Genomic DNA, 23,953 nt, shown 5'->3' on the forward strand with positions numbered 1-23,953 from the left:
TGACGCACCTCGCTCATGACAGTTCTCCGATCTCGTGGCCCAGCCGGTCGCGTTTGGCGGTGAGGTAGCGCCGGTTGTGCTCGGTGACGAGGACGGGCAGCGGGACGCGCCCGCGCACCTCGACGCCGAAGCGCTCCAGCCCCGCGACCTTGGCCGGATTGTTGGTCAGCACCTGGACGGACCGTACGCCCAGGTCGAGCAGCATCTGCGCGGCGTTGCCGTACTCGCGGGCGTCGACCGGCAGGCCGAGCTCAAGGTTGGCGTCGACGGTGTCGGAACCGTCGTCCTGACGCTGGTACGCCCGCAGCTTGGCGAGCAGCCCGATGCCCCGGCCCTCGTGCCCGCGCAGGTACAGCACGACGCCCCGGCCCTCGGCGGCGATCGCGGCCATCGCGGCGTCGAGCTGGGTGCCGCAGTCGCAGCGCTCCGAGCCCAGGACGTCGCCGGTGAGGCATTCGGAGTGGGCCCGTACCAGGACGTCCTCGCCGTCGCCCAGGTCGCCGTAGACGAGGGCGACGTGCTCGCCGTCGTCCAGGTGGCTGGCGTACCCGATCGCGCGCCACGTGCCGTGCCGGTTCGGGATGCGGGTCTCGGCGGCCCGCTCGACCATCCGCTCGGTGCGCTTGCGGTACTCCACGAGCTGCTCGATCGAGATCAGCTTGAGGTCGTGCTCCTTGGCGAAGATCTCCAGCTGCGGCAGCCGCGCCATCGTGCCGTCGTCGTTGACGACCTCGGCCAGCACCCCGGCCGGGGTGAGCCCGGCCAGCCGGGCCAGGTCGACGGCGGCCTCGGTGTGCCCGCGCCGGCGCAGCACCCCGCCCTGGCGGTAGCGCAGCGGGAAGATGTGCCCGGGGCGGACCAGCTCGTGCGGCTCGGTCGCCGAGTCGGCGAGCGTACGGATCGTGTGGGCGCGGTCGGCCGCGGAGATGCCGGTGTCGACGCCGTCGCGGGCGTCGACGCTCACGGTGTACGCCGTGCGCATGCGCTCGTGGTTGTGCGCGGTCATCAGCGGGATCTGCAGCCGGTCCAGGTCCCTGCCCTCCATGGGCACGCAGATCACGCCGCTGCTGTACCGGATCGTGAAGGCGACCAGTTCCGGCGTCGCCTTCGACGCGGCGAAGATGATGTCGCCCTCGTTCTCCCGGTCGGCGTCGTCGACGACGAGCACGGCCTTGCCGGCCGCGATGTCCGCGATCGCCTCTTCGACGCTGTCGAGACTCATGCCGCCACCACCTCGGGTTCGGTGTTCCGCCGCTGCCGGCGGTACTGCTTCAGCCAGTCGCGCAGACCGGCCATGACAAGGACGAAGAAGATGCCGTACGCGGCGCCGGAGACGTACAGCCCGGACTTGACGGCCAGGGGGACGCCCACGAGGTCGACGAGCACCCAGATGACCCAGAAGTCGACGAGCGCCCGGCTCTGCGCGAACGTCGCGACCGCGCTGCCGACGAAGATGTACGCGTTGGCCAGCGGGGACCAGGAGATCTGCAGCCAGGGGATGTTCGCGAAGAGCAGGGCGACGGCGGCGGTGCCCACGGCGAGTGTCGCGACGAGCGCCAGGCGTTCGCGTCCGGTGGCGGGGCGCACCGGCAGCTCCCGGCTCTCCCGCAGGCCGCGCAGCCACCGGGCCCAGCCGTACGAGACGAGCACGATGAACAGCACCTGCTTCAGGGCGTTGCCCGGCGCGTGCGCGCTGATCGAGGCGACCAGCAGCAGGACCGCGCCGGCGAGCTGCACCGGCCAGGTCCAGATCGTGCGCCGCATCGCGAGCCAGACCGTGCCCAGGGACAGGATGTTGCCCGCCAGGTCGGTCCACAGGACCTTCTCGCCGAGGACGGTGATCCCCGCCTGCGTCCAGGAGCTCACGTGAGGGATCCCGCCGTGACGAGCCGCTCGACGTACTTGGCGACGACGTCGACCTCGAGGTTCACCGGGTCGCCGGGGCCCTTGCGGCCGAGGGTGGTCAGTTCCAGCGTCGTGGGGATCAGCGCGATGGTGAAGGCGTCGTCGCGCGCCTCGACGACGGTCAGGCTGACGCCGTCGACCGTGATCGAGCCCTTCTCGGCGACGTAGCGGGCGAGCCGCCGCGGGAGTTCGACGGTCACGACCTCCCAGCGGTCGCCCGGCTCGCGGGAGACGACGCGGCCGACGCCGTCGACGTGGCCCTGGACGATGTGCCCGCCGAGGCGGTCGGCGGGCCGGACCGGACGTTCGAGGTTGACCGGCGACCCCGGCTCCAGCGCGGCGAGGCTGGAGCGGTCCAGGGTCTCCTTCATGACGTCGACGGTGAAGGTGTCGCCCTTGAGGTCGGTCACGGTGAGGCAGACCCCGTTGACGGCGATGGACGCGCCGTGCGCGGCGTCGGAGACGACGAGCGGGCCGCGCACGGTGAGCCGGGCGGAGTCCCCCGCCGGTTCGAGCGCGATCACCTCGCCCAGTTCCTCGACGATTCCGGTGAACATTCAGCTCTCCCTTCGGGCCGCTGCCGGCCGGGTGGGGGTTTCGACGGCCGGTCTGACGGCGGTGACCCGCAGGTCGTCGCCGATCCGCGTGACGTCGTCGATCTGGAGGTGGTGGGCCTCGGCGAGCGTGGCGACGCCGGCGTCGCCGAGGGCGGCCCGGCCCCCGCCGCGGAGGCGGGGGGCGAGGGAGGCGACGACCCGGTCGACCAGGCCGGCGGCGAGGAACGAGCCGGCCAGGGTCGGGCCGCCTTCGAGGAGGACCGCGACGATCTGCCGGTCGTGCAGTTCGGCGAGCAGGGCGGTCAGGTCGAGGCCTCGGTCGCCGTACGGCAGGCGCACGACGGCGGCGCGGCCTTCCAGCGCCGTGGTGTCGGCGTCCTCGGCCACGGCGATGAGGGTGGGGGCCTCGTCGTCCAGGACCCGGCTCGTCACCGGCGTACGCGCGCGGGTGTCGGCGATGACGCGCAGCGGCCTGCGGGGGGTGCGCCGGTGGTCGTGCCGGTGCACGCCCCGGACGGTGAGCCGGGGATCGTCGGCGAGCACGGTGCCGGAGCCGGCGATGATCGCGTCGCAGCGGGCGCGGAGTTCGTGGACGTCGTGCCGGGCCTCGGGGCCGGTGATCCACCGGCTGCTGCCGTCGGCGGCGGCGGACCGGCCGTCCAGCGTCGCGGCGTACTTCCAGGTCACGTGCGGCCGGCCCAGGCGGGTGCGGGTGAGCCATTCGGCGTTGACCCGCTCGGCCTCGGCGGCGAGCAGCCCCGCCTCCACCTCGACGCCCGCCTCGGCGAGCCGGCGGGCGCCGCCGCCCGCGATGGGATCGGGGTCGGCGACCGCGTAGACGACGCGCCGGACGCCGGCCTCGATGATGGCCTCGGTGCACGGGCCGGTACGCCCCTGGTGGTCGCAGGGTTCGAGCGTGACGAGGAGAGTGCCGCCCTCGGCGCGGCCGGCGGCCTCGCGCAGCGCGACGACCTCGGCGTGCGGCCCGCCGGCGTAGGCGTGGTACCCCTCGCCCGCGACCTGTCCGGCGGCGTCGAGGACGACGCAGCCGACGACGGGATTGGGGCTGGTCTCACCACGGGCGCGGGCGGCGAGCGCCAGCGCCCGGCGCATCGCCCGCTCCTGCGCGGGATGAACGGTCACCCGGGCCTCCCTCATCAGGCTCCGGGTGCGCGGCAGGGCCGCAGAGGCCATGCCCGATCACGGGCACGACCGCGTGCTGCCTCCCATCCGGACTTTGACCGTCGGTCCCGGAATTTCACCGGGTCAACCGGCCGATGGTTTCGGCCGGGTCGCGGACTGTAACCGCCGGTTCGGAATTTCACCGACCCCGGAGCACGCTTTCACTGACTAGCAACCAGTGTGCCATGCCGGGCATTCCACGCCACATGTGAGCATGCACACGCCTTGATTCTGTCAACCAATCGCTTGCTTGGCAAGCATGACGGGGTCGAGGCGATGACCTTCCCCACCTCTCTGGTTCCATATAGGTCGAATGTCGTTCTGGTGGCGGAGATGAAGGCGGGGCCGATGACGCAGCGAACGGAGTGGATGGAGCCTGGAGCGTTCCAGGTCGCGCCCGGTGTGCACCGGATCCCCCTGCCGCTTCCCCACGACGGCCTGCGCGCCGTCAACGTCTACGCGATCACCGGCGCGGACGGCCTGGTGCTGATCGACGGCGGCTGGGCGCTGGAGGAGTCCCGGCGGCGGCTGGAGACCGCGCTGAAGGACCTCGGGTACGGCCTCGGCGACATCACCCGGTTCCTCGTCACCCACGTCCACCGCGACCACTACACCCAGGCGGTCGCCGTCCGCCGGGAGTTCGGCACCCGGGTCAGCCTCGGCCTCGGCGAGCGGCACACCCTCGAGCTGCTGACCCGGCCGTCCCGCCCCGAGGACTCCCCCCAGCTCGCCCGGCTCCTCGCCTGCGGCGCGGGGCCCCTCGTCGCGCGCCTCAGGGCCGCCTGGAAGGAGGGCGGCCAGGACCGGCTCGGCTGGGAGATGCCCGACGACTGGATCGACGGCCGTACCCCCGCGCCGCTCGGCGACCGCGAACTCCTCGCCGTCCCCACCCCCGGCCACACGCGCGGGCACCTCGTCTTCGCCGACCTCGGCGCCGGACTGATGTTCGCCGGGGACCACGTCCTGCCGCACATCACGCCGTCCATCGGCTTCGAGAGCGCGCCGGACACGTCACCGCTCGGGGCGTACCTAGACTCCCTGCGGCTCGTCCGGGAGATGCCCGACCTGCGGCTCCTGCCCGCGCACGGGCCGGTCACCGACAGCGTCCACGCCCGCGTCGACGCCCTCCTGGAGCACCACGCCGAGCGCCTCGACGCCGGCGCCGCCGCGGTCACCGCGGGGGCGGGCACCGCGTACGAGACGGCCCGCGCGCTCACCTGGACCCGGCGGGGCCGCGCCTTCGACGACCTCGACCTGTTCAACCAGATGCTGGCCACCACCGAGACCCAGGCGCACCTGGAGGTGCTCGTCACGCAGGGCCGCCTGCGCAGCCGCGCGGACGGCGACGGCGTCGTGATCTACGAGACGGCGTGAGCCGGGCGGCGAACGCCGGGCAGGACGCGTACGCCGGTCAGGACGCGAGCACGGGTCAGGAGGCGTACGCGCCGCTCGCGCGCTCGCGCAGGGAGCGGACGGCCTCGGCGGGGTCGTCGGCGGAGTAGACCGCCGAACCCGCCACGAAGACGTCCGCGCCCGCCTCGGCGCAGCGCTCGATCGTCTCGGCGTTGACCCCGCCGTCGACCTGCAGCCAGACGTCCAGGTCCCGGCCCTTGATGAGGTCGCGGGCCCGCCGCACCTTCGGCAGGACGACGTCGAGGAACGACTGGCCGCCGAACCCCGGCTCGACCGTCATGACGAGCAGCATGTCGATCTCGGCGAGCAGGTCGGCGTACGACTCGACGGCCGTGCCCGGGTTGAGCGCCAGCCCCGCACGGGCGCCCGCCGAGCGGATCGCCCGCAGCGTACGGATCGGCGCGCTCGCGGCCTCGGCGTGGATGGTCACGCTGCCCGCGCCCGCCTCGGCGTAGCCGGGCGCCCACCGGTCCGGGTCCTCGATCATGAGGTGGCAGTCCAGCGGCAGCGGGGTGACCTTGAGCAGCGACTCGACCACCGGCAGCCCGAGCGTGAGGTTGGGCACGAAGTGGTTGTCCATCACGTCGACGTGGATCCAGTCGGCGTTGGACACCGCCGTCACCTCGTCGGCGAGGCGGGAGAAGTCGGCGGACAGGATGCTGGGAGCGATTTGCACGGCCATGATGCCGACAAGTCTAGAGACGGCCGTCCCCGGGCGGGCGGGCGGCGTCGAGGTCGGCCGCCGCGCGTCTCAGCGCCTCGACGGTGACCGCGATGGACGGGCGGCGGACGCTCGCGGTCCGCACGACCGCGTAGACGTAGCGGGTCATCGAACGCGGCAGGCGGCGCACCGCGATCCCCGGCACGCCCACGGCGAGGGCGAGGCTCGGGACGGCGGCGACGCCGACGCCCCGGGCGACGAGCCCGAGGATCGTGCCGAGCCCCTCGAACTCCCACGGCACCGACGGCGCCCCGCCAACGTCGGACAGGAGCCGGTCGAACGCCTCCCGCGACGGCTCGCCGGGCGGCGCCGCCATCCACGGCTCGTCCCGGAGGCGCCGCAGGTCGAGCCGCACGTCCGGATCGGCCGCCCAGTGGTCCGCGGGCACGACCAGCACGACCGGGTCGTGCATGAGGAGCGTGAACCGCAGGCTGCCGCCTCCGCGCGTCGGCAGGCGGCCCGTCCAGTCGTCGATCAGCGCGACGTCGACCTCACCGGAGCGCACCTGCGGCAGCCCGTCGCCGGAGCTCTGGCGGAGCTGGAACGTCAGGCCCGAGTGCCGGCGCAGGCTGTGCGCCAGCGCCGGCGCGAACGCCACCGCCGCCGTCGGGAACGCCGTGAGGACCACGTGCCCGGAGGGCTCCGGCTCGGCCATGTCGGCCTCGGCGAACTCGATCATCCGCAGGATGCGCTCGGCGTGCCGGACGAGCCGCCGGCCGGCGTCGGTCAGCTCGGCGCTGCGCGCGGTGCGGTCCAGGAGGGTCGCGCCGGCCTCCCGCTCCAGCACGGCGAGTTGCTGGGACACCGCCGACGCCGTGTAGCCGAGGGCCTTCGCGGTGGCCGCGATGCTGCCACGCTCGGCGAACTCACGCAGCAGGCGGAGGCGCCGGACATCGAGCATAAGCGCATCTTATGCAGACCAGCGGAAAGCCTCGCTTGTGCTGATGCCCGGGAACACTGAACGATGAGAGGGCACGGCGCCGCGCACGACCACTTTTTCGCCCGGAAACTCCCTTGGAGTCATTCGATATGTCAGTCGCCATCTCCGCGACTCTCGCCGCCAACGAAGCGCTCGAACGCCGTCGACGAGCCGGTCTGCCCGTCCTGCCCCTCGCCTTCGGGGAGGCCGGGCTGAACGTCCACCCGGACCTGGAGCGCCGGCTCGGCGCGGCGGCCGGCCGCGGCGCCTACGGTCCGGTCGCGGGCAGCGTCACCCTGCGGGAGGCCGCGGCGGGTTACTGGCGCCGCCGTGGGCTGCCAGCCGACCCCGACCTGGTCGTGGCCGGCCCCGGCAGCAAGCCCCTCCTCTACGCCCTCCTGCTCGCGATCGGCGGAAGCGTCGTCGTCCCCCGGCCCAGCTGGGTCAGCTACGCCGCCCAGACCCGCCTGATGGGCGCCGAGCCGGTCTACGTCCCGATCCGCCCCGGCGAGGGCGGGGTTCCCGACCCCGGCGCCCTGGCGGGTGCCGTGGCCCGGGCCAGGGCCGCCGGTCACGTCGTCCGCAGCGTCGTCGTCACGCTCCCCGACAACCCGACCGGCACGCTCGCGCCGGCTGGCACCGTCCGCCGGCTCTGCGAGGTCGCCCGCGAACTCGACCTGGTCATCATCGCCGACGAGATCTACCGCGACCTCGTCTTCGACCAGCACGACGACTTCCCCACACCCGCGCGGTTCGCGCCGGAGCGCACGGTGACCACCACGGCCCTGAGCAAGAGCCTCGCGCTCGGAGGCTGGCGGATCGGCGTGGCACGGCTGCCCGAGGAACTGCACGGCCTGCGGGACCGGCTCGCCGGGGTCGCCAGCGAGATCTGGTCGAGCGCGTCCGGCCCCGTCCAGGAGGCGGCGGCCTACGCCTTCGGCGAGCCGCCGGAGATCACCGACCGGATCGCCGCGAGCCGCCGTCTGCACGCGGCCGTGGCGACCGCGATGGCGGAGCGGTTCGCCTCCGCCGGGGCGCGCGTGGCGGCTCCTCAGGGCGGCTTCTACTGCTACCCGGAGTTCGCCGGACCGGTCCGCGACCACCTGCGCGAGCGATTCGGGATCCGGACCTCCGCCGGCCTGGCGGACCTCCTCCTCGATGAGCATGGCGTCGGCGTGCTGCCCGGCAGCGCGTTCGGCGACCCGCCGGAAGCGCTGCGCCTCCGAGTGGCAACCAGCCTGCTGTACGGCGACCGGCCCGAGCAGCGCGACGCCGCCCTCGGCGAGCCCGACCCGATCGCCCTGCCCTGGATCGCCGGTGCCCTCGACCGCGCCACCGAGGTGCTCACGCGGCTGACCTCCGAGGTCCGCGCGGCGGTCCCGGCCTCCGCCTGACCCCGCCGCCGGAACGGCCGGATGCGACGGCCAGGGGTCCGGCCGGATCCGGGGCGCCGTCGCGCGGTCATCCGAACCGGGTCGGCACCGCCCGCCCGGTGGCGGGATCTGAACCGGAAATGGCCGTGCGGCCACCTTCAACGTACGGCCTCATGACTCTAAGATCTTTCTGGCGGATTCACCATATGCGTGACCGGCACTGACCGTTACCGTCAACCGAGTACCGCGGATGCGCGGCTCGACTACCACGGCCTTGCCGGACGTCCCCAGGACACCGCCCGTGGTCGTCCTCGAGCACTCGCGCCGCGATCGGAAGCGAAGGAGAACGAACTTGTCCGCTGAACACCCCGGTACGGCCGCCGATCCGGTGCCGGACGCCGGCTCTCTCACGGGAGGGAACCAGCCGCCCGGCGGAGATCCGGGCACTGAGCCCTCGCCGGCTCGGCCGATGGCGAAGCGACCGGTCCTGGCGGCCGCGGTGGCCGGCAGTGTGGCCCTGTTGGCCGGTGCGGTCCTGTTGACCGGGACGACATCACATCGCGACACGACTAGCTGGACCGCGTCGACGTTCGGCGGCGGGCAGTCGCCGACGAGCGTCGAACTCGTATCCTCTTCATCGTCCGACGACCTTAAGTACAAGATGGCCCCCGGGCTACTGATGGCCCCGCCGGAGGAACCGGACGGATCCGGGCCGGACGCCCTCGTGGTAATGGCCCCGCACTACTTCTCCTACGACAGGCGCGAGTATCCGGGCGCAGTGAAGACGAAGCACCTCGCCCTCTCCATGGACCAGGCGGGCGTTCTCTCGCTCGTCGGCGACCGCGGCCCGTGGTGGAGTCCTAACCTGCTGTGGAGTACTGATCCGGGCGCTCGCGGGAGCCAGGCCGTATTCCAGACCGACGGCAACCTGGTGGTCTACGACCGCGACGGCACGCCGGTCTGGGCGTCCGGAACGGACGGTAACCCCGGGGCGAGACTGGTCCTCCAGGCCGACAACAACCTGGTGATCTACGCCGCTGACGGCCGGCCGCTCTGGGCGGCCGGCACCAACGTGTAACCACCGAGTTCCCACCTCTTCTGATTTCGGCTCCCCGGCCGGATCAGTCCCCCCGCTCCGCCCCGCATCCGAACGTCGGTTCTTCCGGAAACGACCGTCGAGCGCATGTCGACCAGCGGAGCGGGAGGCCCGGCCGGGGAATGGGGCCGGGAACCAGGCCGCCAAGCCGGATCCGACCTGCCATCGGCAAGGGAACGCACCCTCTTTTGCCGCCTCCACGGGGTGCACATCGCCCATGTCCGTCTGCCCGTCCGGCACGGCGAGCCTGTCACATCAGGTCGGCTCGCCCTCCTGCGTCCCCGCGCCCCGCGCCCCCGCGCGGTCAGGCGCGGCGGCGCAGGAGGGCGAGGAACATCGCGTCCGTGCCGTGCCGGTGCGGCCAGAACTGGGCGTACGGGCCGTCGCCCAGGTCCGGCACCTCCTTCAGGTACGCGGGCGCGTCCAGCCGCTCCACGTCCTCGCGGCCGCGCAGGACGTCCTCGACGACGACCCTGGTCTCGGCCAGGTGCGGCGAGCAGGTGACGTACGCGACGACGCCGCCGGGCCGTACGGACTCCAGCGCCGAGGTGAGCAGCCGCCGCTGCAGCGGGCCGAGCTCGGCGACCGTCTGCGGGCCGCGCCGCCAGCGTGCCTCCGGGCGGCGGCGCAGCGCGCCCAGCCCGGTGCACGGCGCGTCGACGAGCGCCCGGTCGAACGAACCGGGCCGCCAGGCGGGCCGGGTGCCGTCCACGACGGCCACCCCGGCCGCCGCGTCGACGCTGCCGGCGACGAGCCGGGCCCGGTGCGGCTGGACGTCGCAGGCGAGCAGGTGCGCGCCGCGCTCCCCCGCCAGCCCCGACAGCAGGCCCGCCTTCCCGCCCGGCCCCGCGCACAGGTCGAGCCAGCGGCGGTCGGGCCCCTCGATCGTGACGCGGGCGAGGGCGAGGGCGACGAGCTGGCTGGCCTCGTCCTGGACCGCGGCGCGCCCCTCGGCGACCGCGGGAACCGAGCCGGGGTCCCCTTCGGCGAGGTAGGCGGCGTACGGGGAGTACGCGGCGGGCTCACCGTCGAGTTCGGCGACGGTCGCCCGGCCCGGGCGGGCCACGAGGGTGACGCGGGGGCGTTCGTTGTCGGCGGCCAGCAGCGCCTCGATCTGCGCCGGTCCGGCCGCGTCGCGCAGCGCGTTGACGATCCAGCGCGGGTGGCTGTGCACGACCGCCAGCCGTCCGGTCTCGTCCCCGGGCGCCACGATGTCCAGCCACGCGTCGAGGTCACGGGCGGCGACCTTACGGAGCACCGCGTTGGCGAACTTCGCCTGGCCGGGGCCGGCCGCCGACCGCGCCAGGTCCACGGTCGTGCCGACGGCGGCGTGCGCGGGGATGCGGGTGCGCAGCAGCTGATGCGTGCCGAGCCGCAGCACGTTGAGCAACGGCCGGTCGATCTTGGTGACGGGCCGGTCGCTGCACGCGTCGAGGACCGCGTCGTACGTGCCGCGCCCGCGCAGCGTGCCATAGGTCAGCTCGGTCGCCAGCGCGGCGTCCCGGCCGGTCAGGCCGCGCTCGCGCAGCAGCGACGGCAGCAGCAGGTTGGCGTAGGCGTCGCGCTCGTCGACCGCCTGCAGGACGTCGAACGCGGTCCGGCGGACGGGATCGCGCGGACGGCGCCGCTGCGGTGGACGGTTCGGCCGGCCGGCGTGGCCGGGTGTGCGGCGGGGCTGCCGGGGAGGCATCAGGTCAGTTCGTCCTCATCGGTCGGGTGGACGCCGCGTGCCCAGGCGGCGGCGTCCATGCGCTGTTTGCCCTGCGCCTGGACCTGCCCGAGCAGCACCGGATGGGTGCCCGTCCCGGCGAGGACCTCGCGCTTGGTGACCCGCAGCCGGCCGGGCGCGAGCGGCTCCGCGTCGGGGGCGGGCCGGACCGGCCCGAGCTTGAGCCGCTCGCCGCGGAAGGTCGTCCAGGCGCCCGGCGCGGGCGTGCAGGCGCGCACGAGCCGGTCGACGTGCAGGGCGGGCTTGGACCAGTCGACCCGGGCGTCGTCCGGGGTGAGCTTGGCGGCGTACGAGACGCCGTCGACCGGCTGCGGGCGCGGTTCCAGCGCGCCGTCCTCGATGCCGTCCATCGTGGCGACGAGCAGGTGCGCGCCGGTCCGCGCCAGCCGGCCCAGCAGATCGCCGCTGGTGTCCTCGGGCAGGATCGGCTCGGTCACCACGCCGTACACGGGCCCGGTGTCGAGGTCCTCCTCGATCTGGAACGTCGCCGCGCCCGTGATGTCGTCGCCGTGCAGCACGGCGTGCTGCACGGGCGCCGCGCCGCGCCAGGCGGGCAGCAGCGAGAAGTGCAGGTTGACCCAGCCGTGCCGCGGGATGTCCAGGGCCGTGCGCGGGATCAGCGCGCCATACGCCACGACCGGGCAGCAGTCCGGCGCGATCTCCCGCAGCCGGTCGAGGAACTCCGGGTCCTTGACCTTCGCGGGCTTCAGGATCTCGACGCCCGCCTCGGCCGCGCGCTCCGCGACCGGGCTCGGCGTGAGCCGCCGTCCGCGCCCGGCGGGCGCGTCCGGGCGGGTGATCACCGCGACGACCTCGTGCCGGGACTCCAGCAGCGCCTCCAGGGCGGGCACCGCGGTCTCCGGCGTTCCGGCGAATACCAGGCGCACTAGCGGTCTCCGTCCGCGCTCACAGGGCCTTGCCGAACGTACGGTGCGGGGAGTCCTTGACGATCGGCTTCGGCTCGCCGAACCACTCGGCCTCGCGGATCGCCTTCATCGCGGCCTTGCGCTGCTCCGTGTCGAGCCGGTCGATGAAGATGATGCCGTCGAGGTGGTCGGTCTCGTGCTGGACGCACCGGGCCAGCAGCTCGGTGCCCTCTACCACGATCGGCTCGCCGTACATGTTGAAGCCCTTGGCGACCACGCCGTAGGCGCGCTTGGTCGGGAAGGTGAGGCCGGGCAGCGACAGGCACCCCTCGTCGCCGTCCTGCTGCTCCTCCGACAGGTCGAGGGTGGGGTTCACGACGTGGCCGAGCTGATCGTCGACGTAATAGGTGAACACCCGCAGGCCGACGCCGAGCTGCGGCGCGGCCAGCCCGACGCCGGGCGCGTCGAGCATGGTGTCGGAGAGGTCCTTGACCAGCGTCCGGAGCTCCTTGTCGAAGTCCTTGACCGGCTCCGCCGGGGTCCGCAGGACCGGGTCACCGAAGAGGCGGATGGGCTTGACTGCCACGTACGGCTCCGTTCGACGTTCTGGGGCTGGAGGATCCAGTCTACGGAGGCCGCGGCACCGGAAGCGCTCAGATCAGCTCCAGCGGGTCGATCCGCACCCGGACGGCCTCGGTGGCCTTGCGCGCGCTACGAGCGGCCTGGGCCGCCTTGAGGCACCGGGCCAGCACCGCGCCGCGGGCGCGGTCCACCCGGACGAGGGCGCGTTCCTGGCCGTCGCCGACCTCGACCGGCCCCAGTACCTCGGCCTCCGGCGGCAGGCCCGCCGCCTCGACCAGGTCCCGTACGGCCTGCGGCGTGCCGGTCAGGGACGCCATGCGGACGGCGGGCGGGAAGCCGAGCTCCCGGCGTTCGTCCAGCTCCCGCTCGGCGAACGTCGCGGAATCCCAGCGGAGCAGCGCCTGCACCGGGGCCAGGGCGCCGTCGGCGAGCACGACGACGGAACCGCCGGGGCGTACGAGGGCGGCGGCGTTCGTCCACCGGCGCAGCGTCTCCTCACCGGCCCGCAGGTCGGCGCGGCCGAGCAGCACCCACCCGTCGAGCAGGAGCGCCGCCGCGTACCCCTCCTCCGGCACCGGCTCCGCGCCGGGGGTCGCGACGACCAGCGCGGGTTCGGCTCCCACGGCGGCGAGCACGCCGTCCCGCCCCGACGTGCGGATCGGCACGCCGGGGAACGCGCGGCCCAGCTCCTCCGCGGTGCGCCGGGCACCTACCACGACGGCCCGCACGTGCCCGCTCCCGCACTCCGGGCAGCGCCAGGCCCCGGCGATGCGGCCGCACCACCGGCAGTACGGCGCGGCGTGCCCCGAGGTCAGGGCGAGCGGCCCCTCGCACTCCGGGCAGCGCGCCGGCCCCCGGCAGCGGGCGCACGCCAGGGCCGGGACGTAGCCGCGGCGCGGCACCTGGACGAGCACCGGGCCCGTCTCCAGCCCCTGCCGCGCCGTCCGGAACGCCAGGTGCGGCAGCCGCGCCGTCCGCGCGGCCTCGTCGCGGGCGAGCTCGGCGTCGTCCCCGGCGGGCCGGACGACCGGCATCGACCGCCGCAGCCGGTCCCGGTCCGGGACCAGCGGATGCGCCCAGCCCGTCTCCACGAGCTGCGTGGCGTCGGTGGTGCGCGTGAACCCGCCGATCAGCGCGCCCGCCCCGGCCCGGTGGGCGCGCAGCGCGAGCACCTCACGGGCGTGCGGGTACGGGGCGTGCGGCTCGGCGTGGACGTCGTCGCCGTCGTCCCAGAGCACGACGAGGCCGAGGTCGCGCACCGGGGCGAACATCGCGGCGCGCGTTCCGACGACCGCCGCCGCCTCGCCGCGCAGGACGGCGAGCCAGCGGCGGTAGCGCTCGGCCGGGCCGAGCTCGGCGGTGAGCGCGACGTGACGGCCCGGCCCCAGAACGGTGCCGAGGGCGGCGTCCACCCGCGCGACGTCGCGGCCGTCGGCGACCACGATCAGCGCGCCGCGCCCGCCGTCCAGGGTGGCGCGCGCGGCGCGGGCGACGGCGCCGGTCCAGTCCGTGCCGGGGAGCGCGGTCCACACCGCGCGCGGCGCGCGGCCCTCTTTCAGCGCGGCGAGGAACGACGGCCCCGCCCGGTACGCGTCCCACGTCCCGAGCCCGCCGCCACCGGCCGCACCGGCGTTCCCGGCGTCCGGAACGGCGACCCCGGCGGCGGAGCCCATGCCTCCAGAGGCCGGGACAGCGCTCCCGGCGCCCGGCGGGGCACCTTCCCCGGCGCCCGCGCCGGCGCCCGCGACGGCCGGAACGACCGGGTCGGCGTCCGGGGCGGGGACCACGCCGGCCGGCCCCGCGTCCTCCGCGACCGGAACGGTGGTCCCGGGAACCGCGCCGGCGCTGTCAGGGGACGCGCCGATGATTTCAGGAGCCCCGGCGGCAGCCTCTGCGTCCGGGCGGACGGTCACCGCGCCGAGGTTTGTACCGGGGTCATCCGGGCCGGTGGCCGTGGCCACCGGAGCCGGCGTCTCCACGGCAGGGGCGGCGGGTCTTCGCTCCGCCTCGACGCGGGCGTGCCGGGGCGGGACGGCCAGGCGCAGGACGTCGGACAGATTGCCCGCGTAGCGGTCGGCCACCTCGCGGGCGAGTGCGGCGATCTCCGGCGTCAGCACCGGTTCGGGAGAGATGACGCGCTCGAGGAAGGACAGCCGCCCGTCGTGGTCGGTGTCCTCGGCGCGCTCGAGCAGGAACCCGTCGACCAGCTGACCGGCGAACCGCACGCGTACCCGGCAGCCGGGCACGGCCTTCTCGTCCAGGTCGGCCGGGACCAGGTAGTCGAACGGCCTATCCAGGTGCGGCAGGGGAACGTCCACGGCCACGCGGGCGACCTTGAGCGTCTCCGCGGGCCGCCGCGCGCCCTTGCGCGTCTTCGCGGGGCTCTTGCGCTCGGACGGCCGGGCGGCCGCCGTCAGGCCGTCCATGCCGGGGATCTGGGGAGTGGTCCCGGTCCCCACGCCGTCGTTCGCCACTCCCCCGTCCTACCAGACGCCGGACGCGCCGGGCGCCGGGCGCGGCCGGGCGCGGTCAGGCGCCCGGAACCGACGCGGCGACCTTCTTGGGCACGACCATGCGCCAGGCGTCGACGACGAGCTCACGCATCTCCTGCTCGTCGAGCATGGCCAGTCGCACCTCGACCCAGTTGAAGCGCTGGTCGGAGAGGCGGGGCAGGCGGAACTTCTCCGGCTCTCCGGCGACGAGCGCGGCGCGTTCCTCCTTCGGGAACGCGAAGCCCATCCACTCCTCGTCGGCGGAGATCGCGACGTAAACGATCCTTCCGACACGGAACTTCACGCGGTCTCTGATGAGATGTTCCTCGGTGCGCGGCAGCGCCGACGCGACGCGTCGTACGTCCTCGACCGTGGCCATTCCCGCCCCGCCCCTCCCCACCCACCACCATGCCGGTCGGCCCGCACGGGGGGCCTTCGCCGGCGCTCTAACAGTCCGACGCGGCGCAGGTCAGTTCGACGTCCTGCGCGGCGTCCTCCACGCGGTCACGGCCCGGCGGTCCCTCCGGGACGTGGTGCCGTTCGAGCCGTGCGGCGACGGCCAGTGCCCGCAGGGAGTGGGTCCTGACGAGGCTCTGCCGGGGACCGGCCGACCGGGACCGGCGTTCGGGGATGCTGCTGTTCACCGTTGACCTCCAGGGTGGGGAACATCACAGCGACCACAAAGGGGTCACATGTGTCTCTAATACCCCACAGCACAAGATCATTCGGAAATATTCCGATAAGTGAATAAATCACCGATCGTCGATCAGGCCGCGGTGAACGTCACGGGCAGGTGGTGCGGGCCGCGCAGGCCGCCCGCCTGGCGCGAGAGCTCCGCGTACGGCACGGCGAGAGCCAGGTCATCGAGCCGGCGCAGCGCCGTGCCGATGGCGATCCGCCCCTCCAACCGGGCCAGGGGAGCGCCGAGACAGTAGTGGGCGCCGTGGCCGAAGGCCAGATGGGCGCCTGCGGGGCGTGTCACGTCGAGGCGGTCCGCGTCGGGGAACTCCCCCGGGTCGCGGTCGGCGATCGCCGTGGCGACGATGACCGTCGCACCCCGGGGTACGCGCACTCCCCCGATCTCCAGGTCCTCCGCCGCGACGCGCAGGACGCCCGGGTCGACCGGCCCGTCCCAGCGCAGGAACTCCTCGACCGCCCCCGGCAGCAGACCCGGATCGTCGCGGAGGAGCTTGAGCTGATCGGGGTGGGCGAGCAGCGCCGCGATCCCGTTGCCGATCAGGTTGACCGTCGTCACGTAGCCGGCGACCAGCAGCAGGAAGGCCATCGCGACCAGTTCGCCCTCGTCGAGCCGCTGCTCCTGGTCCGTGGCGGTGATCAGCGCGCCGAGCAGGTCGTCGTCGGGATCGGTCCGCTTGGCCGCCAGAAGCCCTTCCAGGTACGCCCACATTCGCCGCCACGCCCGGTCCATCGCCGCGAGGTCGGGCCGGTCGGGATGCTGGGTGAGCATGACGTTCGTCCACTCCTGGAAGCCGTCCCGGTCCGCCGGGGGAACGCCGAGCAGCTCGCTGATCACCGTGACCGGCAGGGGCAGCGCGAAGTCCTCGATCAGGTCGGCCCGGCCGGCCGGAGCGATCGCGTCCAGCAGCCGGTCCGTGATCTCCTGCACCCGGGGTTCGAGCTCCGCGACCCGGCGCGCCGTGAACGCCTGGGACACCAGGCGGCGCAGTCGCGTGTGGTCGGGCGGATCGAGACGGATCATGCTCCGCAGGGCGGCGTCCCGTTCCGCGGCGGGCAGCTGTTCCAGGAGCCGGGGGTCCGTCGCCAGGCGGAGATCGTTGCTCAGGCGGGGATCGGTGAGCGCCTCACGCGCGTCGTCATAGCGGGTGACCAGCCACGCCTCCAGCCCGCGCACCGTGACGACCCGGCGGACCGGGCCGCCTTCGCGGAGCTCCCGGTAGAACGGGTACGGGTCGGCCACGAAGGCCGGATCGCCGTACGGGAACACGATCGACTCGCTCATCCGGCCCCCCGGCCCGGTCACGACGGCGGCGGGCTCCGCCGTCCGTACGTCCTGGTCTCCCCGCCCCGACCGGCCCTCAAGCCTCACGACCACGGCGCCGACCGCCCGGGCACCCGCCCGGAAAGGGCGAGGCCGCCCTGGACCGGTGTCCGGGGCGGCCTCGTACGGGCGTGGAGCGGGTCAGAGACCGGCGGCCGACTTCAGGGCGTCGGCGCGGTCCGTGCGCTCCCAGGAGAAGTCCGGCTCCTCGCGGCCGAAGTGGCCGTACGCCGCGGTCTGGGAGTAGATCGGGCGCAGCAGGTCGAGGTCGCGGATGATCGCGGCCGGGCGGAGGTCGAAAACCTCGAGGACGGCCTCCTGGATCTTCTCGACGGGGAGCTTCTCGGTGCCGAAGGTCTCGATGAAGAGGCCGACCGGGTGGGCCTTGCCGATCGCGTACGCGACCTGGGCCTCGCAGCGGTCGGCGAGACCGGCGGCGACGACGTTCTTGGCGACCCAGCGCATGGCGTACGCGGCGGAGCGGTCCACCTTGGACGGGTCCTTGCCGGAGAACGCGCCGCCACCGTGGCGGGCCATGCCGCCGTAGGTGTCGATAATGATCTTGCGGCCGGTGAGGCCCGCGTCGCCCATCGGGCCGCCGATCTCGAAGCGGCCGGTCGGGTTGACCAGGAGGCGGTAACCCTCGGTGTCAAGGTCGAGGTCGGCGACGACGGGGTCGACGACGTGCTCCTTGATGTCCGGGGTCAGCAGGTCGCTGAGGCTGATGTCGGGAGCGTGCTGGGAGGACACGACGACCGTGTCGAGCCGGACCGGGCGGTCGCCGTCGTACTCGATCGTGACCTGGGTCTTGCCGTCCGGGCGGAGGTAGGGCACCACGCCGCTGTTGCGGACGGCGGACAGGCGCCGGGCCAGCCGGTGCGCGAGGGTGATCGGCAGCGGCATGAGCTCGGGGGTCTCGCGGCAGGCGTAGCCGAACATCAGGCCCTGGTCGCCGGCGCCCTGCCGGTCGAGCTCGTCGGAGCCCTCGCCCTCGCGGGTCTCGTAGGCGTCGTCGACGCCCTGCGCGATGTCGGGCGACTGGGCGCCGATGGACACGGACACGCCGCAGGAGTGGCCGTCGAAGCCCTTGCTGGAGGAGTCGTAGCCGATCTCGAGGATCTTCTCCCGGATGACGCCCGGGATGTCCACGTACGTCTCGGTGGTCACCTCGCCCGCGACGTGGACCTGCCCGGTCGTGATCAGCGTCTCGACGGCGACGCGGCTGCGCACGTCGTCCTTCAGCATCGCGTCGAGGATCGCGTCACTGATCTGGTCGGCGATCTTGTCCGGGTGACCTTCCGTCACGGACTCGGAGGTGAACAGGCGACGTGACACGTAGGTGCACTCCTTGCAGCGGCTGCTGACTGACGTAGCAGGATTGTCTGGTTCTCCGGTGGAGAAGTCTAACCGGGCCCGCTCCAGCGCCGCTTGAGGCGCAGGCGGACGGGCTTTACTTTAGCCGCCCGGCCACCTGATCCCATACGACGTCGGCGAGCGCCTCCTTCGAACCGCGCGGCACGTCGACGGACGCGCCGTCGGCCGAGAGGATCACGGCGGCGTTGTCGGGGGCGCCGAAGGTCAGCCGCTCCCCCACCTCGTTGACGACGAGCAGGTCACAGCCCTTGCGGGCGAGTTTCTCCCGGCCGTTGCGGAGCACGTCGTTCGTCTCGGCGGCGAAGCCGACGACCACCTGCCCGGGGCGGCGGGCGGTGACGAGCTCGACGAGGACATCGGGGTTCTTGACGAGGCGGATCGGCTCCGGCTCGGCCCCGTCCGTCTTCTTTATCTTGACGTCGCGGTAGCCGTCCGGCCGGAAGTCGGCCACCGCCGCGGCCATGATCACGGCGTCGGCCTCGCCGGCCGCCTTGAGCACCGCGTCGCGCAGTTCGAGCGCGGATCCGACGCGCACGACCTCCGCGCCCGCCGGATCCGGCAGCGCGACGTTCGCGGCGACCAGCGTGACCCGGGCGCCGCGCGCGAGCGCGGTCCGCGCGAGGGCGTAGCCCTGCAGCCCGGACGAACGGTTGCCGATGAACCGCACCGGGTCGATGGGCTCGCGGGTGCCGCCCGCCGACACGACGACGTGACGGCCGGCGAGGTCGGCCGGCAGGTCCTTCCGCGCGAGGATCAGGCGGGCGGCGTCGAACAGCGCGTCCGGGTCGGGCAGCCGTCCCTTGCCGGAGTCGGCGCCCGTCAGCCGCCCGACGGCCGGCTCGATCACGACACACCCCCGGGAGCGCAGCGTCGCGACGTTGGCCTGGGTCGCGGGATGCTCCCACATCTCGGTGTGCATCGCGGGCGCGAACACGACCGGGCACCGGGCCGTCAGGAGGGTGTTGGTCAGCAGGTCGTCGGCGAGACCGTGCGCCGCCCTGGCGAGCAGGTCGGCGGTGGCCGGGGCGACGAAGACGAGGTCGGCGCCCTGCCCGAGGCGGACGTGCGGCACCTCGGCGACGCCCGACCAGACCTCGGTGGTCACGGGCTCGCCGGACAACGCGGCCCAGGTCGGCTCGCCGACGAAGCGCAACGCGTCACGCGTCGGGATGACCCGGACGTCGTGGCCGGACTCGGTCAGCCGCCGGAGCAGCTCGCAGACCTTGTACGCCGCGATGCCGCCGCCCACGCCGAGGAGCACGCGGGGCCGCCGGGACGGTGCCGGGACCTCGCTCACCGGCGGGCCCGTTCACCGGGCACGGTGTGACACCCGCGGGACGACGCCGGCGCGTCATGGGCGCGACGCGCCCCGGGGCCGCCGGAGGACAACTCAGGCGCCTTCGATGGCCTCGGAGTGAAGCAGGCCCTCGCGGACCTCGCGCAGCGCGATCGACAGCGGCTTCTCCTGAACCTGGGTCTCCACCAGGGGACCGACGTACTCCAGGAGGCCCTCGCCGAGCTGGGCGTAGTAGGCGTTGATCTGGCGGGCCCGCTTGGCCCCCATGATCACAAGGCTGTACTTGCTGTCAACGATCTTGAGAAGGTCGTCGATCGGCGGGTTGGTGATGCCTTCGGCACCAGGGGCATTCGATGCCACTCCTGCGCCTTCCGCTAGTCGGAGTTCGGTGGTTGTGCAGCCAGCAAGGCTACCAGCTCGGCGCAGACGTCCTGGACCGACGTGTTGACCAGGGTGACGTCGAACTCCTTCTCGGCCGCCAGTTCGGTACGGGCGGCGTCGAGCCGGCGTTCGATCACCTCGGGCGGCTCGGTACCGCGGCCGACGAGACGGCGGACGAGCTCGTCCCACGACGGCGGCGCGAGGAACACGAACAGCGCCTCCGGCATGGCCGCGTGCACCTGGCGGGCGCCCTGCAGGTCGATCTCGAGCAGGACCGGCACGCCGGCTTCGAGGTGCTCCTGCACCGCGCGGCGCGGCGTGCCGTAACGATTGCCCGCGAACTCGGCCCACTCGAGCAACTCCCCCTCGCCGACGAGCCGATCGAACTCGGCACCGTCGACGAAGAAGTAGTGCACACCGTGCACCTCGCCAGGACGAGGGGCACGAGTTGTCACCGAGACCGACAGCCACACCTCCGGGTGGGCACGCCGGATCTCGGCGACGACCGTGCTCTTGCCGACGCCGGACGGCCCGGAGAGGACCGTCAGGCGCCTGGACGGGATGGAGCCGCCCGCCACGGGGGTGGCGGAACCGGCCGCGGCGGTCTGCCCGCCGCGCCCGTCCGAGGCGAGTCGATCAGCGATTTCCACCGCCGCCGAACTCACGCTCGAGAGCGGCGCGCTGGTTGGCGCCGAGACCCCGCACGCGGCGGGACTCGGCGATACCGAGCCGCTCCATGATCTGCTTGGCACGGACCTTGCCGACGCCAGGCAGGGACTCCAGCAGAGCCGACACCTTCATCTTGCCGATGACGTCGTCGGCCTGCCCATCCTTCAGAACCTCAGCGAGGGAGGTACCCCCGTGCTTGAGCCGGTCTTTGACCTCGGCACGCTCTTTGCGAGCCTTTGCAGCCTTTTCCAGGGCTGCGGCGCGCTGTTCAGGGGTTAGGGGCGGAAGCGCCACGCCGGGTCACCTCGTGTTTCCACTCGATTGAGTCGGACGGCTTGGGAACCTAGCGAGTTCAGGGCCCATAAAGCAACGTGAAAGGCCATATAGCCCTGTTTTAAGTTACGGATGTCACTCTATGCGTCGTCCTCATCACTCACTGTATTGAAAGTAGGGGGTTCTTACACCCCGAACCGTACGACGGCCTGGCGTTTCTTGCGAGGGGAAAACGATGCAGTCAAGCGATCCCGACACCCGCCGCCGGACCCCGTTCGCCACGCGACCGGATCGGCCGTCCACCGGCCCGGCGTTCGGCGTCCATGGCGACGTCCCCGGCGGCGCCCCGCCGTGTGGCCGGTCCGGCCGGCCACCCGTACGGCGGTGCGCGCGCTGAGCCGGCGTAGCGGCGGGCGCCGCCAGGCCGGGCCCGTCAGACCCCCGGTACGGCGGTGCGCACGCTGAACCGACGTGACGGCGCGCCCCGCCGCATCGGGCCCGTCAGACCCCCGGTACGGCAATGCGCACTGAACCAGTGTGCGGCGCGCCCTGCCGCGTCGGGATCAGGCCGCGCCGGTGCGGCGGAGCGCCGCCGCGATGCCCGCCGCCGCCGCGCCCGGGTCCGGGGCGCCGGTGATGGGCCGGCCGATGACGAGGAGGTCGGCTCCGGCCGCGAGGGCCTCCTCGGGGGTGGCGACCCGCGCCTGGTCCTGTGTCGCGGCGCCCGCGGGCCGTACGCCCGGCGTGATGAGCGTGATGTCCGGACCGACCTCCGCCCGGACGTCCGCGACCTCCCGGGGGGAGCACACGAGCGCCTGGGCCCCCGCTCCGACCGCGAGAGCCGCCATACGGCGCACGACGTCGGAGGCCGACCCCTCGAGTCCCAGCCCGGCCAGATCGGCCTCTGAGAGCGACGTGAGGACCGTGACGGCCGCGATCTTGGTCTGCGGGGCCGCCTCGACGGCCGCGCGGATCATGGCGGCGCCTCCGCCGGCGTGCACGGTGAGGTACGCCGGCTTGAGCCGGGACACCGCGTGCGCGGCACCCGCGACGGTCGCCGGGATGTCGTGCAGCTTCAGGTCGAGGAAGACCTTGACGCCGCTGGCGCCGCGGACGCTGGCGACGACGTCGGGGCCGTACCGCAGGTACAGTTCCAGGCCGACCTTGACGGTGCTGACGTGCGGGGTGACCAGCGCGGCCCAGCGCGCGGCGGTCTCGAGGTCCGCCGCGTCGAGGGCGACGGCGATGGGAGCGGTGTTCACTGGCTGGTCTCCTGTTCGATCGGCTCGGCCCCGCCCGCGCCGGCGGTGTCCCCGGCGACCGTCAGGCCGACGTTGGGGTCGATGCGGCGGTGGAGGCTCCCCGCCGGCTTGTGCGCGAGCCCCACGACGTCGGCGAGCCGGTCGATGCCGCGCTCCTTCAACGCCCCCTCGAGCTCGCGCAGGACCCGTGCGCACGCGGACGGGTCGTGCAGGGTGGCCGTGCCCACGGCGACGGCCGAGGCGCCCGCCAGGACGAACTCCAGGGCGTCCAGGCCGGTCCGGATCCCGCCGATCCCGACGATGGGCACCTCCGGCAGCGCGGCGTGCACCTGGTAGACGCAGCGGACCGCCACGGGGCGGATCGCCGGCCCGGACAGCTCGCCGGTGACGCCGGCGAGCGCGGGGCGGAGCGTGGTCGTGTCGATGGCCATGCCGTGCAGCGTGTTGATCATCGACAGGCCGTCGGCTCCGGCGTCGGCGCACGCCATGGCGACGCCGACGATGTCGGTGACGTCGGCCGACAGCTTGGCCAGGACGGGGATCCGGCGGGGGGCGCTCGCGCGCACGGCGCGCACGAGGCGCGCGGCGGCCGACGGGTGGGCCGCGAACGTCGAGCCCCGGTTCTCGACGTCGGGACACGAGAGGTTGATCTCCACGGCGGCGACGCCGGGCGCGTCACCGAGCAGGCGGGCCACCTCGGTGTACTCCCGCACGCTGCCGCCGGCGATCGACACGATGACGCGGGCGTCCCGCTCGGCCAGCCAGGGCAGGTCGCGGCTCAGGAACGTCTCGATGCCCGGGCCCTGCAGCCCGGCGGCGTTCAGGACGCCGGAGGGCGTCTCGGCGAGCCGGGGCCCGGGTCGGCCGGCGCGCGGCTGCGGGGTGAGGGACGGCGTCACGAGGGCGCCGAGGCGGCCGACGTCGAAGAAGCGGCCGAGTTCGCGGCCGGTCCCGCCGCAGCCGGCCGCGGTCAGCACCGGGTTCGGCAGTGTGAGCCCGCCGAGGCGGGTCTCCAGGTTCGTCATGACAGGCTTCCGGGGAGCACCGAGCGGGGGGCGCCGTAGGCGTCGAACGGGATCGTGCCGAGGTCGTCCCAGCGGACCCGCTCGCCGCGGAACACCGGGCCCTCCACGCAGGAGCGCGCCATGTGGGTGACGCCCTCGTCGTCGATGACGGGGAGCACGCAGGCCTGGCAGACCCCGGTGCCGCAGGACATCGGCTCCTCGACCGCCACCTGCACGGGCAGGTCGTATCGGACGGCGATCCGCGACACCGCCCGCAGCGTCTCGGTCGGGCCGCAGGCGTACACCACCTCGGCGGCGGCCTCCTCCACCACGGCGGCCACGAGGTCCTCGGGGCGGCCCCGGTGGCCGAGCGAGCCGTCCTCGGTGACGACGGACGTGGAGTCGCCGACCCGGCGCGCCGCGCGCGTGCCGTACACGTGCTCGGACTCGGCGCCGCCGAGCACGAAGTGGACCGCGCACTCGCGCTGGCGGAGCACGGCGGCGAGGGGGAACAGCGCCGCCCCCGAGTGCCCCTCCCCGACGAGGACGCAGCGCACGGGGTGGCGCGGCAGCGGGAAGGGGCGGCCGAGCGGGCCCGCGACGTCGAGGATGTCGCGCGGGCGCAGCGCTGCCAGCCACTGCGTGCCGGTGCCGCGCACCGCGAAGACGATCTCGACGGTGCCGCCGTAGTCGGGCTTGACCTCGCGGACGAAGAAGCAGCGCCGCGTCAGCATGCTCGACCGTTCACCGCCGACGGCCAGGGCGACGAACTGCCCTGGCCGGAAGCGTTCGGCGATGCCCGGGGCCACCAGCGTCATCGCGTGGTAGGCCCCGGTCC

24 protein-coding genes and 1 riboswitch are annotated in these 23,953 nt (G+C 73.8%); of the genes, 3 read left to right on the plus strand and 21 right to left on the minus strand.

The annotated features are described in order from the left end of the window. Positions 1 to 13: 13 nt before the first annotated feature. Genes NE235_RS05690 through ribD form a run of 4 tightly spaced genes read right to left on the minus strand, consistent with a single transcriptional unit; the run spans position 14 to position 3,605 of the window. Positions 14 to 1,222, minus strand: a complete 1,209-nt coding sequence (locus NE235_RS05690) for a bifunctional 3,4-dihydroxy-2-butanone-4-phosphate synthase/GTP cyclohydrolase II (protein ID WP_252799862.1) — start codon at positions 1,220 to 1,222, stop codon at positions 14 to 16. After that, entirely contained in the window at positions 1,219 to 1,866 is a 648-nt protein-coding gene (locus NE235_RS05695) for a nicotinamide mononucleotide transporter family protein (protein ID WP_252799863.1), read from the minus strand. Before NE235_RS05695 ends, NE235_RS05690 begins: the two co-directional genes overlap by 4 nt. Then, entirely contained in the window at positions 1,863 to 2,462 is a 600-nt protein-coding gene (locus NE235_RS05700) for a riboflavin synthase (protein WP_252799864.1), read from the minus strand. Before NE235_RS05700 ends, NE235_RS05695 begins: the two co-directional genes overlap by 4 nt. After that, positions 2,463 to 3,605, minus strand: a complete 1,143-nt coding sequence (gene ribD / locus NE235_RS05705; RefSeq protein ID WP_252799865.1) for a bifunctional diaminohydroxyphosphoribosylaminopyrimidine deaminase/5-amino-6-(5-phosphoribosylamino)uracil reductase RibD — start codon at positions 3,603 to 3,605, stop codon at positions 2,463 to 2,465. Positions 3,606 to 3,674: 69 nt separating this feature from the next. Further along, positions 3,675 to 3,805, minus strand: a riboswitch (FMN riboswitch). A gap of 187 nt (positions 3,806 to 3,992) precedes the next feature. Here ribD and NE235_RS05710 point away from each other — a divergent pair. Beyond that, positions 3,993 to 5,018: an MBL fold metallo-hydrolase gene (locus NE235_RS05710; protein ID WP_252799866.1), complete on the plus strand. Its 1,026-nt coding sequence runs from the start codon at positions 3,993 to 3,995 to the stop codon at positions 5,016 to 5,018. A 55-nt stretch (positions 5,019 to 5,073) separates the two neighbouring features. On the opposite strand, the gene rpe is transcribed toward NE235_RS05710, so the two are convergent. Together rpe and NE235_RS05720 are read right to left on the minus strand one after the other, a co-directional pair. Next, complete coding sequence (gene rpe / locus NE235_RS05715) at positions 5,074 to 5,739, minus strand: ribulose-phosphate 3-epimerase (RefSeq protein WP_252782959.1); 666 nt, start codon at positions 5,737 to 5,739, stop codon at positions 5,074 to 5,076. 13 nt (positions 5,740 to 5,752) lie between these two features. Continuing rightward, positions 5,753 to 6,679, minus strand: coding sequence for a LysR family transcriptional regulator (locus tag NE235_RS05720; protein ID WP_252799867.1), 927 nt, complete (start codon positions 6,677 to 6,679; stop codon positions 5,753 to 5,755). A 128-nt stretch (positions 6,680 to 6,807) separates the two neighbouring features. Here NE235_RS05720 and NE235_RS05725 point away from each other — a divergent pair, with 128 nt between their 5' ends. Together NE235_RS05725 and NE235_RS05730 are read left to right on the plus strand one after the other, a co-directional pair. Continuing rightward, a complete protein-coding gene (locus NE235_RS05725) occupies positions 6,808 to 8,091 on the plus strand; it encodes a pyridoxal phosphate-dependent aminotransferase (protein WP_252799868.1) in 1,284 nt (427 codons plus the stop codon). 448 nt (positions 8,092 to 8,539) lie between these two features. Next, positions 8,540 to 9,148 carry a hypothetical protein gene (locus NE235_RS05730; protein WP_252799869.1) on the plus strand — a complete coding sequence of 203 codons (609 nt, stop codon included), beginning with the start codon at positions 8,540 to 8,542 and terminating at the stop codon, positions 9,146 to 9,148. 322 nt (positions 9,149 to 9,470) lie between these two features. On the opposite strand, the gene NE235_RS05735 is transcribed toward NE235_RS05730, so the two are convergent. From NE235_RS05735 to NE235_RS05805, 15 genes are all read right to left on the minus strand, one after another. Further along, positions 9,471 to 10,856, minus strand: a complete 1,386-nt coding sequence (locus NE235_RS05735) for an RsmB/NOP family class I SAM-dependent RNA methyltransferase (RefSeq protein ID WP_252799870.1) — start codon at positions 10,854 to 10,856, stop codon at positions 9,471 to 9,473. Then, positions 10,856 to 11,782, minus strand: coding sequence for a methionyl-tRNA formyltransferase (gene fmt, locus NE235_RS05740; RefSeq protein ID WP_252799871.1), 927 nt, complete (start codon positions 11,780 to 11,782; stop codon positions 10,856 to 10,858). The genes NE235_RS05735 and fmt overlap by 1 nt, the downstream gene beginning before the upstream one ends. A gap of 19 nt (positions 11,783 to 11,801) precedes the next feature. After that, positions 11,802 to 12,347 carry a peptide deformylase gene (gene def, locus NE235_RS05745; RefSeq protein ID WP_252799872.1) on the minus strand — a complete coding sequence of 182 codons (546 nt, stop codon included), beginning with the start codon at positions 12,345 to 12,347 and terminating at the stop codon, positions 11,802 to 11,804. Between the two features lie 67 nt (positions 12,348 to 12,414). Beyond that, positions 12,415 to 14,817, minus strand: a complete 2,403-nt coding sequence (locus NE235_RS05750; protein ID WP_406567542.1) for a primosomal protein N' family DNA-binding protein — start codon at positions 14,815 to 14,817, stop codon at positions 12,415 to 12,417. 55 nt (positions 14,818 to 14,872) lie between these two features. Beyond that, positions 14,873 to 15,214: an MmcQ/YjbR family DNA-binding protein gene (locus NE235_RS05755; protein ID WP_252799873.1), complete on the minus strand. Its 342-nt coding sequence runs from the start codon at positions 15,212 to 15,214 to the stop codon at positions 14,873 to 14,875. Positions 15,215 to 15,281: 67 nt separating this feature from the next. Then, positions 15,282 to 15,479, minus strand: coding sequence for a hypothetical protein (locus NE235_RS05760; RefSeq protein WP_252799874.1), 198 nt, complete (start codon positions 15,477 to 15,479; stop codon positions 15,282 to 15,284). A 122-nt stretch (positions 15,480 to 15,601) separates the two neighbouring features. After that, positions 15,602 to 16,909: a cytochrome P450 family protein gene (locus tag NE235_RS05765; protein WP_252799875.1), complete on the minus strand. Its 1,308-nt coding sequence runs from the start codon at positions 16,907 to 16,909 to the stop codon at positions 15,602 to 15,604. Between the two features lie 87 nt (positions 16,910 to 16,996). Beyond that, entirely contained in the window at positions 16,997 to 18,190 is a 1,194-nt protein-coding gene (gene metK, locus NE235_RS05770; protein WP_252799876.1) for a methionine adenosyltransferase, read from the minus strand. 115 nt (positions 18,191 to 18,305) lie between these two features. Next, positions 18,306 to 19,490: a bifunctional phosphopantothenoylcysteine decarboxylase/phosphopantothenate--cysteine ligase CoaBC gene (coaBC, locus tag NE235_RS05775; protein ID WP_252799955.1), complete on the minus strand. Its 1,185-nt coding sequence runs from the start codon at positions 19,488 to 19,490 to the stop codon at positions 18,306 to 18,308. Between the two features lie 129 nt (positions 19,491 to 19,619). Beyond that, on the minus strand, positions 19,620 to 19,886 hold the full coding sequence (rpoZ, locus tag NE235_RS05780; protein ID WP_252782944.1) for a DNA-directed RNA polymerase subunit omega: 267 nt from the start codon (positions 19,884 to 19,886) through the stop codon (positions 19,620 to 19,622). Positions 19,887 to 19,900: 14 nt separating this feature from the next. Beyond that, positions 19,901 to 20,485, minus strand: coding sequence for a guanylate kinase (gene gmk, locus NE235_RS05785; RefSeq protein WP_252799956.1), 585 nt, complete (start codon positions 20,483 to 20,485; stop codon positions 19,901 to 19,903). A gap of 58 nt (positions 20,486 to 20,543) precedes the next feature. Next, positions 20,544 to 20,870: an integration host factor, actinobacterial type gene (gene mihF / locus NE235_RS05790; protein ID WP_252782942.1), complete on the minus strand. Its 327-nt coding sequence runs from the start codon at positions 20,868 to 20,870 to the stop codon at positions 20,544 to 20,546. A gap of 542 nt (positions 20,871 to 21,412) precedes the next feature. Then, positions 21,413 to 22,111 (minus strand): orotidine-5'-phosphate decarboxylase, encoded by a 699-nt coding sequence (gene pyrF, locus NE235_RS05795; protein WP_252799877.1) that lies wholly within the window; start codon positions 22,109 to 22,111, stop codon positions 21,413 to 21,415. Next, positions 22,108 to 23,136, minus strand: a complete 1,029-nt coding sequence (locus NE235_RS05800) for a dihydroorotate dehydrogenase (RefSeq protein WP_252799878.1) — start codon at positions 23,134 to 23,136, stop codon at positions 22,108 to 22,110. Before NE235_RS05800 ends, pyrF begins: the two co-directional genes overlap by 4 nt. Next, a complete protein-coding gene (locus NE235_RS05805; RefSeq protein WP_406567543.1) occupies positions 23,133 to 23,933 on the minus strand; it encodes an iron-sulfur cluster-binding protein in 801 nt (266 codons plus the stop codon). Before NE235_RS05805 ends, NE235_RS05800 begins: the two co-directional genes overlap by 4 nt. Between the last annotated feature and the right edge of the window lie 20 nt (positions 23,934 to 23,953).

The sequence above is a fragment of the Actinoallomurus spadix genome, assembly GCF_024055725.1.
Classification (GTDB): domain Bacteria; phylum Actinomycetota; class Actinomycetes; order Streptosporangiales; family Streptosporangiaceae; genus Actinoallomurus; species Actinoallomurus spadix.

Bases quoted from the DNA above. Each gene is read 5' to 3' on its own strand.
- NE235_RS05690 (WP_252799862.1), bottom strand. From the start codon at position 1,222: ATGAGTCTCGACAGCGTCGAAGAGGCGATCGCGGACATCGCGGCCGGC.
- NE235_RS05700 (WP_252799864.1), bottom strand. From the start codon at position 2,462: ATGTTCACCGGAATCGTCGAGGAACTGGGCGAGGTGATCGCGCTCGAA.
- NE235_RS05710 (WP_252799866.1), top strand. From the start codon at position 3,993: ATGACGCAGCGAACGGAGTGGATGGAGCCTGGAGCGTTCCAGGTCGCG.
- rpe (WP_252782959.1), bottom strand. From the start codon at position 5,739: ATGGCCGTGCAAATCGCTCCCAGCATCCTGTCCGCCGACTTCTCCCGC.
- NE235_RS05720 (WP_252799867.1), bottom strand. From the start codon at position 6,679: ATGCTCGATGTCCGGCGCCTCCGCCTGCTGCGTGAGTTCGCCGAGCGT.
- NE235_RS05725 (WP_252799868.1), top strand. From the start codon at position 6,808: ATGTCAGTCGCCATCTCCGCGACTCTCGCCGCCAACGAAGCGCTCGAA.
- NE235_RS05730 (WP_252799869.1), top strand. From the start codon at position 8,540: ATGGCGAAGCGACCGGTCCTGGCGGCCGCGGTGGCCGGCAGTGTGGCC.
- NE235_RS05735 (WP_252799870.1), bottom strand. From the start codon at position 10,856: ATGCCTCCCCGGCAGCCCCGCCGCACACCCGGCCACGCCGGCCGGCCG.
- NE235_RS05755 (WP_252799873.1), bottom strand. From the start codon at position 15,214: ATGGCCACGGTCGAGGACGTACGACGCGTCGCGTCGGCGCTGCCGCGC.
- NE235_RS05800 (WP_252799878.1), bottom strand. From the start codon at position 23,136: ATGACGAACCTGGAGACCCGCCTCGGCGGGCTCACACTGCCGAACCCG.
- NE235_RS05805 (WP_406567543.1), bottom strand. From the start codon at position 23,933: ATGACGCTGGTGGCCCCGGGCATCGCCGAACGCTTCCGGCCAGGGCAG.